The organism is Allobosea sp. NPDC003192, from assembly GCF_050275675.1.
Taxonomy (GTDB): domain Bacteria; phylum Pseudomonadota; class Alphaproteobacteria; order Rhizobiales; family Beijerinckiaceae; genus Allobosea.
This window is the reverse complement of sequence record NZ_JBNNPK010000002.1, coordinates 356,846-374,063: the sequence shown is the minus strand read 5'-3', so window position 1 is coordinate 374,063 and position 17,218 is coordinate 356,846. Positions and strand designations below refer to the sequence as shown.

At 68.1% G+C, this 17,218-nt stretch carries 16 protein-coding genes; 6 read left to right on the top strand and 10 right to left on the bottom strand.

What is annotated here, in order from left to right; translation table 11 throughout:
- Positions 1 to 36: 36 nt before the first annotated feature.
- Together ACQKLX_RS04505 and ACQKLX_RS04500 are read right to left on the bottom strand one after the other, a co-directional pair.
- Positions 37 to 1,494 carry a methyl-accepting chemotaxis protein gene (locus tag ACQKLX_RS04505; RefSeq protein ID WP_427359859.1) on the bottom strand — a complete coding sequence of 486 codons (1,458 nt, stop codon included), beginning with the start codon at positions 1,492 to 1,494 and terminating at the stop codon, positions 37 to 39.
- Positions 1,487 to 1,891, bottom strand: a complete 405-nt coding sequence (locus tag ACQKLX_RS04500) for a hypothetical protein (protein WP_427359858.1) — start codon at positions 1,889 to 1,891, stop codon at positions 1,487 to 1,489. The genes ACQKLX_RS04505 and ACQKLX_RS04500 overlap by 8 nt, the downstream gene beginning before the upstream one ends.
- Positions 1,892 to 2,118: 227 nt before the next feature.
- Here ACQKLX_RS04500 and ACQKLX_RS04495 point away from each other — a divergent pair, with 227 nt between their 5' ends.
- Positions 2,119 to 2,262 (top strand): hypothetical protein, encoded by a 144-nt coding sequence (locus ACQKLX_RS04495; protein WP_159650180.1) that lies wholly within the window; start codon positions 2,119 to 2,121, stop codon positions 2,260 to 2,262.
- A 78-nt stretch (positions 2,263 to 2,340) separates the two neighbouring features.
- Here ACQKLX_RS04495 and ACQKLX_RS04490 read toward each other — a convergent pair whose 3' ends face one another.
- Positions 2,341 to 2,967 (bottom strand): biotin transporter BioY, encoded by a 627-nt coding sequence (locus ACQKLX_RS04490; protein WP_427359857.1) that lies wholly within the window; start codon positions 2,965 to 2,967, stop codon positions 2,341 to 2,343.
- A 109-nt stretch (positions 2,968 to 3,076) separates the two neighbouring features.
- Between ACQKLX_RS04490 and ACQKLX_RS04485 the strand changes: the two genes are divergently transcribed.
- Positions 3,077 to 4,012, top strand: a complete 936-nt coding sequence (locus ACQKLX_RS04485; RefSeq protein ID WP_427359855.1) for an MBL fold metallo-hydrolase — start codon at positions 3,077 to 3,079, stop codon at positions 4,010 to 4,012.
- Between the two features lie 4 nt (positions 4,013 to 4,016).
- Here the strand turns inward: ACQKLX_RS04485 and ACQKLX_RS04480 are convergent, their stop codons facing one another.
- The 5 genes from ACQKLX_RS04480 to ilvD all read right to left on the bottom strand — a co-directional run bounded on the left by ACQKLX_RS04480 (position 4,017) and on the right by ilvD (position 11,288).
- Positions 4,017 to 4,793 (bottom strand): DUF1499 domain-containing protein, encoded by a 777-nt coding sequence (locus ACQKLX_RS04480; protein ID WP_427359853.1) that lies wholly within the window; start codon positions 4,791 to 4,793, stop codon positions 4,017 to 4,019.
- Between the two features lie 45 nt (positions 4,794 to 4,838).
- Positions 4,839 to 6,155 (bottom strand): hypothetical protein, encoded by a 1,317-nt coding sequence (locus ACQKLX_RS04475; protein ID WP_427359851.1) that lies wholly within the window; start codon positions 6,153 to 6,155, stop codon positions 4,839 to 4,841.
- A 211-nt stretch (positions 6,156 to 6,366) separates the two neighbouring features.
- Positions 6,367 to 8,421, bottom strand: a complete 2,055-nt coding sequence (locus tag ACQKLX_RS04470) for a caspase family protein (RefSeq protein ID WP_427359849.1) — start codon at positions 8,419 to 8,421, stop codon at positions 6,367 to 6,369.
- 102 nt (positions 8,422 to 8,523) lie between these two features.
- Positions 8,524 to 9,417 carry a DMT family transporter gene (locus ACQKLX_RS04465; protein WP_427359847.1) on the bottom strand — a complete coding sequence of 298 codons (894 nt, stop codon included), beginning with the start codon at positions 9,415 to 9,417 and terminating at the stop codon, positions 8,524 to 8,526.
- 29 nt (positions 9,418 to 9,446) lie between these two features.
- Complete coding sequence (gene ilvD / locus ACQKLX_RS04460; protein ID WP_427359845.1) at positions 9,447 to 11,288, bottom strand: dihydroxy-acid dehydratase; 1,842 nt, start codon at positions 11,286 to 11,288, stop codon at positions 9,447 to 9,449.
- Between the two features lie 268 nt (positions 11,289 to 11,556).
- On the opposite strand from ilvD, the gene ACQKLX_RS04455 reads away from it, so the two are divergent.
- Both ACQKLX_RS04455 and ACQKLX_RS04450 read left to right on the top strand, forming a co-directional pair.
- Complete coding sequence (locus tag ACQKLX_RS04455; protein ID WP_427359843.1) at positions 11,557 to 12,432, top strand: LysR substrate-binding domain-containing protein; 876 nt, start codon at positions 11,557 to 11,559, stop codon at positions 12,430 to 12,432.
- 10 nt (positions 12,433 to 12,442) lie between these two features.
- Positions 12,443 to 13,228 carry an alpha/beta fold hydrolase gene (locus ACQKLX_RS04450; protein ID WP_427359841.1) on the top strand — a complete coding sequence of 262 codons (786 nt, stop codon included), beginning with the start codon at positions 12,443 to 12,445 and terminating at the stop codon, positions 13,226 to 13,228.
- Between the two features lie 20 nt (positions 13,229 to 13,248).
- Here the strand turns inward: ACQKLX_RS04450 and ACQKLX_RS04445 are convergent, their stop codons facing one another.
- Both ACQKLX_RS04445 and ACQKLX_RS04440 read right to left on the bottom strand, forming a co-directional pair.
- A complete protein-coding gene (locus ACQKLX_RS04445; protein WP_465247602.1) occupies positions 13,249 to 14,034 on the bottom strand; it encodes a bestrophin-like domain in 786 nt (261 codons plus the stop codon).
- Between the two features lie 48 nt (positions 14,035 to 14,082).
- A complete protein-coding gene (locus ACQKLX_RS04440; RefSeq protein WP_427359837.1) occupies positions 14,083 to 15,705 on the bottom strand; it encodes a long-chain-fatty-acid--CoA ligase in 1,623 nt (540 codons plus the stop codon).
- Between the two features lie 117 nt (positions 15,706 to 15,822).
- Between ACQKLX_RS04440 and ACQKLX_RS04435 the strand changes: the two genes are divergently transcribed.
- Both ACQKLX_RS04435 and ACQKLX_RS04430 read left to right on the top strand, forming a co-directional pair.
- Positions 15,823 to 16,305 carry a MarR family winged helix-turn-helix transcriptional regulator gene (locus tag ACQKLX_RS04435; RefSeq protein ID WP_427359835.1) on the top strand — a complete coding sequence of 161 codons (483 nt, stop codon included), beginning with the start codon at positions 15,823 to 15,825 and terminating at the stop codon, positions 16,303 to 16,305.
- Positions 16,305 to 17,153, top strand: coding sequence for a patatin-like phospholipase family protein (locus tag ACQKLX_RS04430; RefSeq protein ID WP_427359833.1), 849 nt, complete (start codon positions 16,305 to 16,307; stop codon positions 17,151 to 17,153). The genes ACQKLX_RS04435 and ACQKLX_RS04430 overlap by 1 nt, the downstream gene beginning before the upstream one ends.
- Positions 17,154 to 17,218 lie beyond the last annotated feature (65 nt).

The following is a 17,218-nucleotide window of genomic DNA, read 5'->3' as shown; positions in this document are numbered from 1 at the left end:
GGTCCGACGCCGCCGCGCTCCAACCGAAAGGCCGCCTCAGGCGACCCGGATCCGGCCGAGGAAATCGGCGACTTCGTTGTCGAGGTCGGCCGACTGACGCGACAGCACATCGGCCGAGTCCGCCACGTGATTCGCCGCCTCGCCGGTCTCCTCGGCGACACGGCTGACGATGTCGATATGCCCGCCTGCCGTGACCGTTTCATCCGCAGCGCGCCTGACATTCTCGGCGATGCCGGCCGTCGCCACGTTCTGCTTCTCCACGACAGCGGCGACCGCGATCGAAATCTGGTTGAGCGTGTCGATCGTCGCCGTCATCGCGTCGATCGCGTCGATCGCGTCGGCGCCGGAGAGGCCGATCGCGTCGATCTGGCTCTGGATCTGCTCGGTCGCCCGCCAGGTCTCGTCGGCAAGCCCCTTGATCTCATGGGCGACCACGGCGAAGCCACCGCCCATATTGCCGATCCTCGCGGCCTCGATCGAGGCGTTGAGCGCCAGCAGGTTGGTGTGCCGGGCGATGGTCGAGATGACATTGGTGACGTTGCCGATCTCGTCGACCTTGCGCGAGAGATCGCCGACCCTGTCGAGCACGGTCAGCGCCTGCCGCGTGGTGTCGCCGACGAGCCGGGCGGCCTCGTTCACCTGGCGGTCGACCTCGGTGAAGGAACTGGCGAGCTCCGCGGTCGCCGCAGTGATGGCGACGACGTTCGACGACGACGAGCGCGACGCCTTCGATGCGGCGACGGAGCGCTGGGACACCTCTTCGGCACCGGTCCGCATCTGCACGGATGCGGCTCTGAGCGAGGCGATCGAGGCGATTACGGCCCGCGCGATGCCGGCGATCTTGCGCTCGAACTCGTTGGCGAGGTCATGCAGGATGCGCCGCCGCTCATGCGCTGCCCGCGCCGTCGTCTCGGCGACGTCACGGCGCGCCTCGTCGGCGATCGAGCGAGCTGCCAGCGCCTCGCTGCGCTCCCGTTCGGACGATTCCACCGCCTGCCGCAGCGCCCAGACGATCCAGCTCAGCGCGGCCGCCTGCACGGTCACGATGGCGCCGTGCAGGAAAGCCCGCTTGATGTCGCTGCCGCCAGGAAACACGCCCATCGAGTTGAAGGCATTCAGCGCGAGATGGTGGGCGGTGATGGCGAGTGTCGCCGGCAGGAAGATGCGCCAGTCCAGCCAGCCGGCCAGCACCGCCAGCATGGCGAAGAAATACATGTGCAGGTCGGCCTGGTAGGGATGTCCGGCGAAGGCATAGACCAGCAGCATGACCTGGCCGATGAGCGCGACGCTGGTGACCTGACGCGTGACCCAGCCGATGCGATCGATGCGCCAGGCGAGAGTCCCCAGGATTGCGAGAGCCGCACCCATCACGATGAGGTTCGACTGGGCAGGCCCGCCGGCCGGCGTTGCGACCAGAAGCAGTCCGACATTGGCCCAGAGGATCGCGATCAGGAACCTGGCGAACCGCGTCCTGAGGCGCTCGACTTCACCCATTTGCAAGGCTCCTCGCCTGACGGATGCAGGACTGAGCCAGCGAACCGTCGATCACGAGCCAGGCGCCGGCCCGGTAGAGCGAAGCGGCATAGTCGCGGCCATCGCCGACGCTGATCGCGACGGCCGCCGCGGCGTCCAGTTGGAGGATGCTGCCGCCGGCCTCCGCGACCGCGCGCGCCATCTCCGGCTGGGAGGTGCCGTTGGGAAAGAAGGCAGCGATCGGCTGCCCCGGAACCGGCCAGGCCGCGACGAGGAAGGCGGTCAAAGCCATGGCCAGGCTGAACACCAGGCCGAAGCCGATTTCACGCATCGCGTGCCCCCCGGCATCCGATCCGCAGTTGAGAAACTGTCCAAAAGAGTGCGTCTGCTGGGCTTTACAACAGGTAAACGGCAGCAATTACTGTGAACCAGCGTTCACTTCCTGACCAGATCTGGATGTGCACGAACAAACGGCCTCGCCGCAGCGTCTCGCCTGCAAGCCTGGGTAGAAACCGAGAAATCCTCGCTCGGCCGCCTTATCTCCCGAGCAGGACATCCCGCGCCGCTCCAGGACCGGGGAGCCGCGCAGTGGCGCGCGGCAGGTCGCTTCGCTATGCTCGCGCCGCAATCTGGAGCCGAGCTCGCATGAAATCCGCCTTCCGCCTCATCGCCATTCTGGGCCTCACGACGCTGCTCGCCGGCTGCGACCGCTGCGGCAACATGATGGAACTCGACATGTTCCTGCAGCCGGTGAAGAAGGCCTGCACCGACCAGAAGCCGGCGGGCTGAGCCGCTCCAGACAACAGCGCAGACAACAAAAAAGCCGGGGCCAAGCCCCGGCTTTCTGATTCTGCAGTGCGCTCGGACTCAGCCGCGGCGCTTCAGCACCGACCAGCCGGCTCCGACCAGGCTCGCAGCCAGCGCCGCCTTGATCAGGTCGCCGAGCAGGAAAGGCTCGACACCCGCCGCCCACGCCTTGGCGAAGCCGATGCCGGTCGCCCCGCTCGCCATCTGCGCGCCGAGCGCCAGCCAGGCAAAGCCGAGCGTCATCAGCACGATCTCAGCCAGCACCACGCCGCCGGCAAGGCGCCAGAGCGAAGCGCCGCGCGAGCCGGCCCAGCCGGCGATCGCCGCGGCGGCGACGAAGCCGATCAGGAAGCCACCGGTCGGTCCGAGCAGATACAGCGGGCCGGCCGCGACCGGCGGGGTGTTGGTGAAGACCGGCAGGCCGAAGAGGCCGTAGGCGATGTAGAGCGCGACGGTCGCAGCGCCCAGGCGCGCGCCATAAGCGGCGCCAAGGCCGAGCACGGCCAGCGTCTGCAGCGTCATCGGCACCGGCCAGAACGGCACCTTGACCTTGGCGGCGGCGATGATCAGCAGGCTGCCGATGACGGCGAGCGCGACATTGCGCAGCACGCGCGTGCGCGGATCCGACAGGGCCGGCAGGGCCGCGTTGACCATGGAGGTGGCGGGCAGTGGCAGCGTCTCGGCCATCGGATCTCGTCCTTCTTCTTCGGGCGCCGTCGACGCCCGGCTCGTTCGTCTATAGGAAATGGCCCGCCGGCCGACAAGCCGGGGATCATGCCCGCTTCCGGATGTGCAGATGACCAGCGCTACCCCAGAGACCGACGAGCCGCTCGACTTCGACCGCGACACCGGCGCGGCCTCGGGTGAGCTGGTGCAGCTCTCGCCGCTGGTGCGTCGCCTGATTGCCGGCAATGGCGGGCCGATGACCTTCACCGGTACCTGCAGCTACATCGTCGGCCGCGGCAGGATAGCGATCATCGATCCCGGCCCGGACGATCCCGCTCATGTCGAGCGTCTGCTCGCCGCGATCGCCGGCGAGACCGTCACCGACATCGTCATCACCCACACCCATCGCGACCATTCGCCGGCTTCGCGGGCGCTCAAGGCCGCGACCGGCGCGCGCATCGTCGGCTGCGGCCTGCACCGGCCGGCGCGCGAGCTGGTGCTCGGCGAGATCAACCCGCTCGACGCCTCCGCCGACCGGGATTACGCGCCCGACCTGATCATGGCCGAGGGCGATGCCGTCTCCGGCCCGGGCTGGACGCTTGAGGCGCTGGCGACGCCCGGCCACACCGCCAACCACCTCGCCTTCGCCCTGCCTCAGGAGACCACCCTGTTCTCGGGCGACCATGTCATGGCCTGGTCGACCACGATCGTCGCTCCGCCCGACGGCTCGATGGTCGCCTATATGGCCTCGATCGAGAAATTGCGCGGCCGCGACGACCGGCTCTACTGGCCCGGCCATGGCGGCCCGGTGCGCGAGCCGCAGCGCTTCCTGCGCGGACTGGTGCAGCACCGGCGCCTGCGCGAGGCGGCGATCCTCAGCCGCCTGCAGGCCGGCGACGAGACGATCGCCGAGATGGTGCCGCCGATCTATCAAGAGCTGCCACCTCGCCTGCTCGGCGCAGCCTCGCTCTCGGTGCTGGCCCAGCTCGAGGATCTGGTCGAGCGCGGCGTCGTCCTCTGCGATGACGGGGCGCCATTGCTGGCGAGCCGCTACCGGCTGGCTTGAGCGCTTACCGGAGCTCCACCAGCAGCTTCACCTCCTCCTCGAAGGCCGCGACGCGCTTGGCATTGGCGCCGAAATCGAAGCCACCCAGCCGCGAAGCCGAGCGGATGTCGATGCGGCTGCCGTCGGCGCGCGGCCGGATGCGGATGGTGATGTCGTCGACGAGGCGCAGCACGCGCGAGCGCGCCACCGCATCGAGCCGCCCTGCCCCGCTGCGCCCGCCCGGCGCCGCCCCTTCCAGAACCTGCCAGCCGAGATTGACGCAGGCCTTGCGGGCAAGGTCGTAGGCGACCTCGGCCGGCAGTTCGAGCACGATCGGCAGGGCCTTCGGATAGCCTTGGCGCTGCGCCTTGCGTCGCTCGGCCGGAACATCGGGCGGCACCCGGCCCTCGCGCGCCATCAACGCCACGCGCGAGCGGCTGAAAGCCGGCGGCTCGTCTGTATCGGTCGAGACGTCGGCGATGAATGGCAGCGTCGCCAGCTGGAAGCCGCCATAGGCGACAGGAGCAAGCAGGAGCAGGCAGAGCACGAAGGCCTGCACGGCGATGCCGATGCCGCGATGTCCGTCCTGCCAGATCCGGACGAAGGCGGCGAGCGCCAGCAGAAAGGCGAGCCCGACGAAGAGATAGGCCCCCGCGATCGGCGCCAGCCGCTCGAGTGAGGGCTGGCCGAAGCGAAAGATCAGCACGGCGAGCGCGACGACCGTCAGCCCGAACAGCGCCAGCCGCCGGCTCCAGATCGCCGCGCGCGAGATTGGCTCTTCGAAAACGAGGCGCCGATGCATGTCTCTTAGGTGGCGGAGCGCTGGGAGGAAGGCAAGCGCCGCTCGTCAGCGCACGACGATCGGCACGGTCGCTTCGACCACGCCCGGCACGGCGCGCAGTTTCTCGATCAGGTCGAGCACCTCGTCAGATTGCAGGATCGCCGCATCATCGTTCGCGCTCGGCGCCGCCTTGAGCCAGCGCTCGCGCAGCGCCGCCGGCAGTTCGGCTTCCGAGCCGAAGCAGGCGAACAGGTTCTCGAAGGCGGCGTCGAGCACGATGTCGCCCAGCCCGAAATCGTAAGGATAGGACTGGCCGCCGGCGCGCAGCACGCTCTTGCCCTCCTCGCCGCGGACCGGCAGCACGACGGCAGCGGTGCCATCCGAATCCAGCACCCAGCAATAGAGTTTCGCGCCCGCCTTGCCCTCGATCCGGACATCGAGCCGCCTCCCCCTCGCGAAGGGCGAGGCTGCCGGCAGCAGAGCGAGCCGCGCCCGGTCCGAGCCGGCGGTGGCGGCGACATGCTCGAGGAAAGGCCGCACCGCCGGGTCGCAGCCTAGCCCCTCGACCGGGATGCGATTGCGCCCGGTTGGCGCCAGCACCGCGTCGCCGCGGCGAAATTCCAGCTCCATCCAGCTCTGGCCGTCGCGATCCCCGCCGAAGCGGCCGCGCGTCGTCACAGCGTCGCTGGAAGCCGCACACTGTCCCGGCGCCGCCTTGCGGATCTCCAGCGGCCGGGCGCGCAGGACGCGATCGTCCGAGCGCGACTCGGCGTCGAGCGCCAGCAGCAACCGCTCGCCGAGCACGGCGCTGCAGGCGCTGTAGCCGCTCGCCGCCGAGAACGGACAGATATCGACCCGCTTCAGATCAGGCGCAGCACGCACGAGGTTCTCGACCGCCCGGCTCATCACCTGGTCGACGTCGACCACGCCCGGCCTGGTCCTTATCGCGATCTCGACCGGTTCGCTCGTCGCCTTGCAGTCGCCTGCCCTAGCGATCGCCTGCAGGCGGAAGCTTGCCTTGTCGTCCTGCCTCTCCGGCTCGGTGAAGAAGATGCTGGCATCGCCGTCGAACGCCCTGCGGATCTGTGCTTCGGCCTCGCCCGGCTTCTGCAGGTTGAGGCTGTCGCGCAGCGTCTTGATGCGCACAACATCGGCGCTCGCCGCCAGCCTGACCCGCCCCTCGCTCTGCAGCCGGCTTTCGATCGCGAGCCTAACCTCGTCGGCCTGCGTGCGCGACAACACCTGCTGGCCGCCGTCGAAGCCGACCACCGCGAGCGAGAGATCGCGCTTGCCCGAGCAGGCTGCGACGTTGTCGAGCCAGGCCGACAGCGCATCGGCGCGCGCGGCGCCGCATCCGGCAACCAACGTACCGACGATCAGCATTCTGCAGACCAGGCGCATTGCGCGGAACCTCTCTCCGTCATTCCGGGGCAGGCCGAAGGCCTGAGCCCGGAACCCATGACCACGACGATTGCCGATGAAAGCGTGGCCTCTGATCTACTTTATTCGGAAAAGAGGGTGTTCATGGGTTCCGGGCTCGCCGCTACGCGTCGCCCCGGAACGACGGGAGAGGCACCGCACCTGAACACCAAGCCTAATGCTCCTGCTCCAGCGACCGCGCATAGCCGTCGAGCGCCCGGACGAAGACGGGGTTGAAACGGCCATCGATCGCGCCGCTGTAATGATCGGCCTTCTGCGCGGCGCGTTGCAAGGCCCGCACCGTGTCCGGCTTCAGCTTCTGCTCGGAAACGTCGCTGGACGAGATCGCCGCCGCGCCGGCCTCGCCCTTCGCCAGCGCCTTCATCAGCATCTGCAGCGAATTCGTGCCGGGGAAGAAGGAGCCGAAGCCGTTGTCGATCAGCGTCGCCATCGAGACCATGGCGATCGGGTCGCCCTTGTCGGCGGCCTGGCGGAACAGGTCGAAGCCCCTCTGTGGATTCCTGGGGAAGCCCGGCCGCCCTTCGAGATAGGCCGGCACCAGCTTGGCGATCGAGAAGGCGTCGCCCGCCTCGGCCGCCTTCTGGTACCAGCGCAGCGACGCCGCCTCGTCGCGCGGCCGGCCGCGGCCATATTGCAGCATGCGCCCGACATTGCTCATCGCGACGGAGTTGCCTGTGCCGGCCGCCTGCTCGTAGAGGCCGAAGGCCCTCTGTAGCTCGACCTTACTGCCCTGGCCGTTCTCGTAGAGCGCGCCAAGATTGTTCATCGCCGCGGCGCTGCCGGCATCGGCCGCCTTGTCGTAAGCCGCGAGCGCCTCCTTGTAGCGCTCGGCTTTGTCATAGGCGCGGCCGAGCTGGTAGGAGAGCCGCCTGATCTGCGGCTGCGACTCGGATGCCTGCTTGCAGGCCGCGATCGCGGCACGGGCATCGATCCGCGCGAACTTCACGCCCTTGACGCCCTCGCGCCGGTCGGGATCAGCGGGATCGCCGGCGAGCTCGTCGCACTCCTGCACACGCGGATCGCGCGAGGCATCGGTGCGGCCGAGATAGCCTTCCGCCAGGGAGCGATAGGCGCAGACCGTGCCGCAGCCCTTGAGATAATCCTCATACTTGCCGGAGCCGCCGAGCCTGACCCAGTTCTGCTCGTCGGTCGCGGCCTCGCCGCTGCGGCGCTTGTCGAGCAGCAGCGCCATCGCCGCCTCGCGATAGCCGCAGGTCTCGCCGCAGCGCGCGACATAACCCTCGAGCGCGCTGCGCTCGCCGGCCGCCTTGGCCCGTTGCCAGTTGGCCTCGTCCCGCGCCAATGCGACGGCGCGCGCCACGGCCGGCACAGGCTGCGCCACCGGCAATGCGATGGAGGCGAGGTCGATCTCCGGCGCCTGCTCGCGCCCGCTGTCGCGCCTTGCCGCCGCCTCGACGCTGCCCTTGAGGTAACGCTGCAGGTCGGACCAGGCGAGCGGCCCGCTCTCCGGTCCGCCGGCCGGCCGCGCCAGCCCGGCGGCACCCATCAGGAAGCGGCTGGTGAACAGGCCGAGCTTCTGGTTTTCATCCCAGTTCGCCGGCGTGGCGCCGGAGGTCGCGATCAGCTTGACGATGCCGCCGCCGGTGCGCGGCTTGGCCGGCGTGAAGCCCGGGGCCGAGATGGCGAGCAGGCTCTCGCCCTTGCGTCCGGTCTCGCCGGTGAAGCACGCGTCGATCATCACGATCAGCTGCCGCTGCGCCCCGATCTTCTGCCGGACCAGTTCCAGGTTCCGGTAGAGCGTCTGCAGCGCATAGCCGCTCTCGCTGGCATTGGGATTGCCATCCTGCGGCAGTAGGAAGGGCTGGCGCGTGGCGAGGTCGGGCACGCCGTGGCCGGAATAATAGACGAAGACGTTTGAGCGGCCCTCGACCGCGCTGCGCCAGAGCTTGCCACCCTGCGGGTTGGCCTCGCTGCCGAACATCTGGGTGAGCTCGCCGAGCGTCGCATCCTTCAGCAGGAAGACGTTCTGCTCGCGGAAGCCGAGCGTGCCGGTGAGATACGCCTTGATCGCCTCGGCATCGTTATGGGCGAAGTCGACCGTGCTGGTCTGCTTGTAGGTCTTGTTGCCGACCACGACCGCGATCGACTCGGCATTGTCGGAGAGGGTGACTGGCGGCGCTTGCGCGATTGCGGTTGAGAGAAGTCCGAGCCAGAGCAGGGCTGCGATCAGGAACGCCGGCAAGGCCACCTCCAGAATCCGCGCGCCAGCGCTCTGCCGCGCCGGCGCGTCGATTTGTCGATGCGGCTTTTGTCCGGACGATCCGTGGCGAAGATGTGACGCTGGGTCTCCTTAGCGGCTGCTGAGAGGCGCGTTGCGCCCATCCGTCGTCGCGAGCCAGATGCCAATGCCGACGACCACGATCCCGACGGCGAGGTTCCAGCCGATTGGCTCGTTCAGCACGGCCGCGGCCACGAGCGAAGCCGTGACCGGATTGACGGTGACGGTGACCGCAACGCTGGTCGGCGACGCCTTCCCGAGGGCGAAAGCCCAGAGATAGAAGGTCAGCGCGGCGCCGACCACGCCGAGATAGAGCGCCGCCGACCATTGCGGGATGGCAAACTGCGCCACCGCATCGAAGCTGCCGCGCACCAGCGAGATCAGGATCAGCGCCGCAGCGCCGACCGCCATCGCGACGGTCGTGAACGGAATCGGCCCGCAGCGGCGGATCACCGGCTTCGACCAGATGCCGTAAAGCGCCATGCACAAGGCCGCCGCGATCATCAGCAGGTCGCCGCGCCAGGCCTGCGGCGGCGCGTGGCCAAGGCCCGAGAGCAGCGCGAAGCCGACACCCGCCATGGCGATCAGCACGCCGCTGGTCTTCCGCACTGTCAGACGCTCGCGCCCGAGCGCCGCGCCGACGACCAGCGACAAGAGCGGCAAGGTCGAGAGCGCCAGCGCCCCACGCGCGCTGCTCGTATAGATCAGCGAGGCGTTGAACAGGATCGGGAAGATCGCGAAGAAGAGCAGCCCGAGCCCGGCAGTCTGGAGCCAGTCACCGCGCTCGGGCCAGCGCCGGTCGCCAAGCAGGGCGACCGGGGCGAGCAGCAGGCAGCCGATCCCGAAGCGGAAGGAGCCGATCGCCAGCGGATCGAGATGGCCGACGAGATAGCGCGTCGCGGCGATGGAGGTTCCTCCAAGGGCGCTTGACGCCGCCGCGGCCACCACACCCCAGAGCTCGCTCATGCCGGGGCCTCCGCTGGCTTCGTCTCGGCTCAGTCGATCGCCCGCACCGCCCCCTTTGCCGCGCTGGTCGCCAGCGCCGCATAGGCTTTCAGCGCGGTCGAGACCTTGCGCTTGCGCGGCGCCGCCGGCTTCCAGCCATCCTTGCCCTTGGCGTCCATCGCGGCGCGCCGGCGCGCCAGCTCCTCGTCGGAGACCTTGAGGACGATGCTGCGCTTGGGGATGTCTATCTCGATCACGTCGCCGCTCTCGACCAGGCCAATCGCGCCGCCCTCGGCCGCCTCGGGCGAGACGTGCCCGATCGAGAGACCCGAGGAACCGCCGGAGAAGCGCCCGTCGGTGACCAGCGCGCAGGCTTTTCCAAGGCCCTTCGACTTCAGATAGCTCGTCGGATAGAGCATCTCCTGCATGCCCGGCCCGCCGCGCGGCCCCTCATAGCGGATCAGCACGATCTCGCCGGCCTTGACCTTGTTGTTGAGGATGCCCTCGACCGCCGCGTCCTGGCTCTCGAAGATCACCGCCGTGCCCGAGAAGGTCAGGATCGAGGCGTCGACGCCGGCCGTCTTCACGATGCAGCCGTCGAGCGCGATGTTGCCGTAGAGCACGGCGAGGCCGCCATCCTGCGAATGCGCATGCGCCTTCTCGCGGATGACGCCCTTTTCGCGATCGAGGTCGAGCTCCTCATAGCGCCGGTCCTGGCTGAAGGCGGTCTGGGTCGGCACGCCGCCAGGCGCGGCGCTGTAGAAGGAGCGCACCGCCTCGCTCTGCGTCTGCCTGATATCCCAGCGCTCCAGCGCCTCGCCCAGCGTCGCGCTGTGCACGGTCGGCAGCGAGGTGTCGATCAGGCCAGCGCGGTCGAGCTCGCCCAGGATCGCCATGATGCCGCCGGCGCGATGGACATCTTCCATATGGACGTTGGCGACGGCCGGGGCGACCTTGCACAGCACCGGCACATTGCGCGACAGCCGGTCGATATCGGCCATGGTGAAGTCGATCTCGGCTTCATGCGCGGCAGCGAGCAGGTGCAGCACCGTGTTGGTCGAGCCGCCCATCGAGATGTCGAGCGTCATCGCGTTCTCGAAAGCCTTGAAGCTCGCGACATTGCGCGGCAGCACGCTCTCGTCGTCCTGCTCGTAATAGCGCTTGGCGATGTCGACGATGAGGTGGCCGGCCTCGACGAAGAGGCGCTTGCGGTCGGCATGGGTCGCCAGCGTCGAGCCATTGCCCGGCAGCGCCAGGCCGAGCGCCTCGGTCAGGCAGTTCATCGAATTGGCGGTGAACATGCCCGAGCAGGAGCCGCAGGTCGGGCAGGCCGAACGCTCGATCACCTCGACTTCGCTGTCGGTGTACTTGCTGTCGGCGGCGGCGACCATGGCGTCGACCAGGTCGACCTTCTTCAGCACGCCCTCGGCGATGAACTTGCCTGCCTCCATCGGCCCGCCCGAGACGAACACCGTCGGGATGTTCAGGCGCATCGACGCCATCAGCATGCCGGGCGTGATCTTGTCGCAATTGGAGATGCAGACCATCGCGTCGGCGCAATGGGCGTTGACCATGTATTCGACACTGTCGGCGATCAGCTCGCGCGAGGGCAGCGAATAGAGCATGCCGTCATGGCCCATCGCGATGCCGTCATCGACCGCGATGGTATTGAACTCCTTGGCGACGCCGCCGGCCTTCTCGATCTCGCGCGCGACCAGCTGGCCGAGGTCTTTCAGATGGACATGGCCCGGCACGAACTGGGTGAAGGAGTTCACCACCGCGATGATCGGCTTGCCGAAATCGCTGTCCTTCATACCGGTGGCGCGCCAGAGGCCGCGGGCGCCGGCCATGTTGCGGCCATGGGTGGTGGTGGCGGATCTCAGCCTCGGCATGCTTGACCTCGTTGACGCTACATCCGAACAGAAGGGCTCGCCCTATAGCTAGCGGCGGCGTCCGGCCAGCCAAAATTGAATTATTCGATTTTGACCATCGGCGCCGTCCATGCTGCAGGCGCGAAGACAGTTGGAACACCTGAGCCCTCACCCTGAGGAGCAGCCAGAGGCTGCGTCTCGAAGGATGCTTCAGAAAGCTCAGGAGTCTTCCTGGATCATCCTTCGAGACGCGATCTGCGATCGCTCCTCAGGATGAGGGCTGAGGGGAATGCAGGACGTGACCGCACTGCGCAATATCGACATCGACCTGCTGCGGACCTTCGTCACCATTGCGGAGCTGCGCTCCTTCACCCGCGCCGCAGCGGCGCTCAACCGCACGCAGTCGACGATCTCGACGCAGGTGCGAAAGCTCGAGGAGATCGCCGGCCAGACCCTGCTGCAGCGCTCGCCGCAGGAAGTTCTGCTGACCCGCGCCGGCGAGGATTTCCTCTCCTATGCCCGCCGCATCGTCGCGCTGCATGACGAAGCGCTCGACGTCGTCCGGGCTCAGAGCGTGTCCGGCCGCGTCCGGCTCGCGGTGATGGACGACTACGCCACCGTCGTCCTGCCCGAGACGCTGGCCCGCTTCGCCCGCTCCCATCCGGAAGTGGAACTCGAAGTCACCACCGGCTTCACCCGCGACCTGATCGCCAGTCTCGGCGAAGCCTTCGACCTCGTATTGGCGACACAGAAAGCCGGCGACGGCAACGGCGAGGTGCTGCGCGCCGAGCGCACGGCCTGGGCCTGGTCCGACCGGCACGATTTTCCGCCCGCCGGTCCCCTGCCGCTCGCGCTTCTGAAGGCGCCGAACATGTACCGCGAATGGGCGCTCGCCGCACTGAACGAGGCTGGGCGGCCCTGGCGCATCCTGTTCTCCTCGTCCAGCATCGGCGCGGTCGAGGCTGTCGCTGCCGCCGGCGCCGCGCTGACAGTGGTCAAGGCCAGCACGGCGCGCGAAGGGCTGCGCCTGCTCGGGCAGGCGGAAGGACTGCCTTCCCTGCCGGCTTCCGAGATCGCGCTGCATCTCGCGCCAGGCCGGCCGACACCGGCCGTGCGGGCGCTGGCAGGCTTCCTGGCCGAGGCGTTGAAGGACCAGAGCGAATGAGCCTGCCAGCATGACGACAACAGAGCAACGCGACGCCTTCCTTCAACTCGGCGACCACCGGCTGTTCACGCGCAGCTGGACGCCATCCGATCCTGAAGCCAGCCAGCGCGCGCCGGTCCTGCTCTTCCACGACTCGCTCGGCTCGGTCGAACTCTGGCGCAGCTTCCCCGAAAAGCTGGCGGCGGCGACCGGCCGGCGCGTCATCGCCTATGACCGCCTCGGCTTCGGCCGCTCCGATCCGCATCCGGGCAAGCTCGGTATTGGCTTCGTCGCCGACGAGGCGGACAGCGTCGTTCCGCAGCTCTGCGATCGACTCGGCATCGGGGACTTCATCGCCTGCGGCCATAGCGTCGGCGGCGGCATGGCGATCGAGACGGCCGCGCGCTGGCCTGAGCTCTGCCTGGCACTCGTCACCATCGCTGCCCAGACCTTCATCGAGGACAGGACGCTGGCCGGCATCCGGCTGGCGCAGCGCGATTTCCAGGACCCGGGCAATCGCGCCCGGCTGGCGCGCTATCACGGCGACAAGACGCCCTGGGTGCTCGACGCCTGGATCGGCACCTGGCTCTCGCCCACCTTCGCCGACTGGTCGCTCGACCGCCCGCTGGCCGGCGTGCGCTGCCCGGTCCTCGCCATCCATGGCGAACGCGACGAATACGGTTCGACCCGCCATCCGCAGCGCATCGCCGAAGGACGTGGAGAGGCGTTGATTCTGCCGGGGATAGGCCATGTCCCGCATCGCGAGGCGGAAGGTGCACTGCTCGCGGCGATAGCGGGCTTCCTCGCGGCGATCTGATTTGCGGCGCAGGCAGCCCGCTATCGCAGCATGTCGGCGAGAGCTTCGTGCATCGCTGCGCTGGAGACGTGGAACACTCCCTCGTAGGGCAGGCTGAGGTCGACGATCATGAACATGATGCTCGAGACGGAGAGCACTCCAATCGCCAGCACCGCAGCACTGAGCGCACGGCGCGGAATCTGCAGGCCGAAGCTCAGGAAGACCAGGCTGAGCCAGAAGCTGAGAATGCCGACGAAGAAGGCGCCGGAGGGGGCGTTCGCATCCTCGATGACGTTCCACCGCGCCGAAGAGGCCTCCGCATAGGCCGCGCGGCAGCGGGTCGCCGAATGTTCCAGGCCCGTAGTAGGCAAGGCGTCCACATCCGCGCCGATATCGTTCATCAGCTGCGACAGGCTCCGATCCTCGCCGCGAACGGCCATGCCGCGCGTATCGGGCATGCCGGCGACCACAGGCGCCGCCTCGCGGGGCCAGGTGCTTGCGATCACTGCAGCCGTATACTGCCGAAGCTTCAGCCTGGCCGGGTCGGCTGCCGCCTTGAAGAGGCGCAGACACTGATCAAGATTGGCAAGACGCGCGGCATAGGTTGAGCGATTTCCGCTCGCGGCATCAAAATGCGCCCGGGTCGTCGACAATTGTAAGGAGAGGATCAGCGCCGCGAAGGTGACCATCAGCCCGGTCACCAGCCTGATCGAATCCATATTTTCGCTGGTCAGGTGATGCTCGTGCAGGCGCTTCCGCAAAGCCATGCCCGCGAGCGCGCTCAGGCTGAACAGCGCGAGGAACGCCAGGACCAAGAGGAATTCCATGCGATCTCCTCGTCTCGACGCAAATCTGGAAGCCGGTTGGCGTGCGCCTCACCCCGGCAAGCGATACTCCTTGAACATCTCCCGCAGCGCCGTCTTCTGGATCTTGCCCGTCGCCGTGTGCGGGATCGCCTCGACCAGCACGACATCATCGGGCAGCCACCATTTCGCGACCTTGCCGGTCATGAAGGCGAGCATCTCCGCGTGGCCGGGCGTCTTGCCGGGCTTTGGCACGATCACCAGCAGCGGCCGCTCGTCCCATTTCGGATGGGAAACGCCGATCACCGCGGCTTCGGCCACATCGGGATGGCCGATGGCGAGGTTTTCCAGCTCGATCGAGGAGATCCATTCGCCGCCGGACTTGATCACGTCCTTGGAGCGGTCGGTGACCTGCATGTAGCCATGGGGATCGATGGTCGCGACATCGCCGGTGTCGAAGAAGCCGTGCTCGTCCAAGATCGACTGTTCGTGCCGGTAATAGGCGCCGGCGACGGCGGGTCCCCGCACCTTGAGCCGCCCGAAGGTCTTGCCGTCCCAGGGCAGGTCGGCGCCGTCGTCATCGGTCAGGCGGAACTCGACGCCGAATTGCGGATGGCCCTGCTTGACCTTGAGGTCGTAGAGCGCCTCGCCTTCGAGCCCGTCATAAACAGGCTTGATCGAGCAGAACGAGCCGATCGGGCTCATCTCGGTCATGCCCCAGGCATGGTCGACGGTGACGCCGTATTTTGTTTCGAACGCCTCGGTCATCGCCCGCGGACAGGCCGAGCCGCCGATCACCACCCGCTTCAGCGTGTCGAGCTTGCCGCCGGTCGCCTCCAGGTGCTGCAGCAGGCCGAGCCAGACCGTCGGTACCGCCGCGGTCAGCGTCACCTTCTCGCCGTTGAGCAATTCGAGCAGCGAGGCGCCGTCGAGCTTCATGCCGGGCATGACCAGCTTCGCACCAGTCATCGGGGCCGAGAAGGCGAGCGACCAGCTATTGGCGTGGAAGAGCGGCACCACCGGCATCACCACCGTGCGTGCCGACAGGCCCATATAATCGGGCTGGGCGCAGGCCATGGCGTGCAGCACGTTGGAGCGGTGCGAATAGAGCACGCCCTTGGGTCCGCCGGTCGTGCCCGAGGTGTAGCAGAGCCCGGCGGCGGTGTTCTCGTCGAGATCGGCCCAGGCGAAATCGGCGTCGGCCTCGGCGAGCCAGTCCTCATAGGCGATCGCGTTCCGGAGCGAGGTCTCCGGCATATGCGCGGCGTCGGTCAGGACGATGTAGCGCTCGACCGTCGACAGCTTGTCCTTGAGACCCTCGACCAGCCCGACGAAGGTCAGGTCGAGGAAGAGCAGGCGGTCCTCGGCGTGGTTGATCAGCTGGGCGATCTGCTCGGGGAAGAGCCGCGGATTGACGGTGTGGGTGATCGCGCCCATGCCGCTGATGCCGTACCAGAGCGCCAAATGCCGGTCGGTGTTCCAGGCGAGCGTCGCGACGCGGTCGCCGAGCTTGATGCCCTCCCGCGTCAGCCTCTTGCCGATCTTGAGCGCGCTTTGGCGGATTTCGGCATAGGTCGTGCGCCGGATCGGCCCTTCGACGCTGCGGGACGTCACTTCGCGGGTGCCGTGCTGGATTGCCGCGTGGTCGATGATCCGGTGGATCAGCAGCGGCCAATTCTGCATCAGCCCGAGCATGCGTTTCTCCCTGTCGTCTTGCTTCGCTTTTTGGCAGCATAGCCAGCGGACGGCTTGCGGCGAAAGCCCTCGCCTCCGGCATGGAGATGAGTTAGTTTACAAGTAAACGATCTAGGGATGAACGCCTTGTCAGTGCCGCGCCCAATCCCCGCCCCGGAGCCCATCGAGCCGGATCGCGTCTGGTTCCGCTTCATGCGCCTGCACCAGCGCATGCTCGGCCAGATGACGGCGCGCATCCGCGAGCTCGGTCTCTCCATCCCGCAATTCGACCTGCTCTCGACCCTGACCGAGCGCGAAGGCATCAGCCAGAGCGAGCTCGCCGAGCGGCTCTATGTCACCAAGGGCAATGTCTCCGGCCTGGTCGACCGGCTGGTGCAGGCGGGCCTCGTCGAGCGCCGCGCCATCGTCGGCGACCGCCGCTCCTATGCCATGCACCTCACTCCGGAGGGCCGCCGCCTCGCCGAAGCCGGCATGGCGACGCAGCGCGACTATGTCGCCCAGACGCTCGGCAAGCTGCCGACGGATGATCTTGCCGAGCTCGACCGGCTGGTGCTGGCCTGGCGTGAGCGCGCCCGCGCCCTCGACACGGACCAGAGCTGATGTTCGCAGGCCTGGCCTATGCCGGCGGCGGCAATCGCTGCTACTGGCAGGGCGGCTTCTATGAGACCGTCGCGCCTGAGATTGGCCTGAAGCCACGCCGCATCGTCGGTGCAAGCGCCGGCGCCGGGGCGATGCTCTATAATGCGCTCGGCGTCGGCCCGGCCGTGCGCGAGATGCTGCGCGAGGCCTGCACCGGCCGCACCTCCGAGGTCGACTGGGCCGCCTTCCGCCGCGGCGGAAGGCTCTTTCCAGTGGCCGAGATGTATCGCGGCATGCTCGCGGGCCTGTTCACGCCGGAACGCCTGGCGGCGCTGAAAGCCCAGGCCGATTTCCTGATCGCGATCTCGCGGCCGCCGCGCTTCTGGCCATTGCCCGTCATCACCACCATCGGCATCGGCGCCTACCAACTCGAGAAGCGCTTCCGTCGGCCGGTGCATCCGACCGCGGGCCGGAAGCTCGGCTTCCGGCCCGATCTGATCCGCATCGCCGACTGTGCCGATCCCGAAGAGCTGGTCGACGCGCTGATGGCCAGCGCCGCCGTGCCGCCCTTCATGCCGGCCGGGAATATCGGCGCCCGCGCCGCGCTCGATGGCGGCCTGGTCGACAGCGCCCCGGCCTGGGCGCTGGCCGAGATGGAGGCGGCCGGCGAGCAGACATTGGTGCTGCTGACGCGCCCCTTCGCCCAGGTGCCTGATGTCGCGAACCGCACCTATGTCCGGCCCTCGCAGGTGATCCCGGTCAGCCAGTTCACCATCCGCAACTGGGAGGGCATCCGCTTCGCCTATGAGCTCGGGGTCAGGGACGGCGAGGATTTCCTGAGGACGACGGAGCGGCGGAAGGCGGGCTGAGCACAGCCAGGGCCAGTGCCATCCACTTCGTCATGCTCGCCCTTGTGGCGAGCATCCACGTCTTG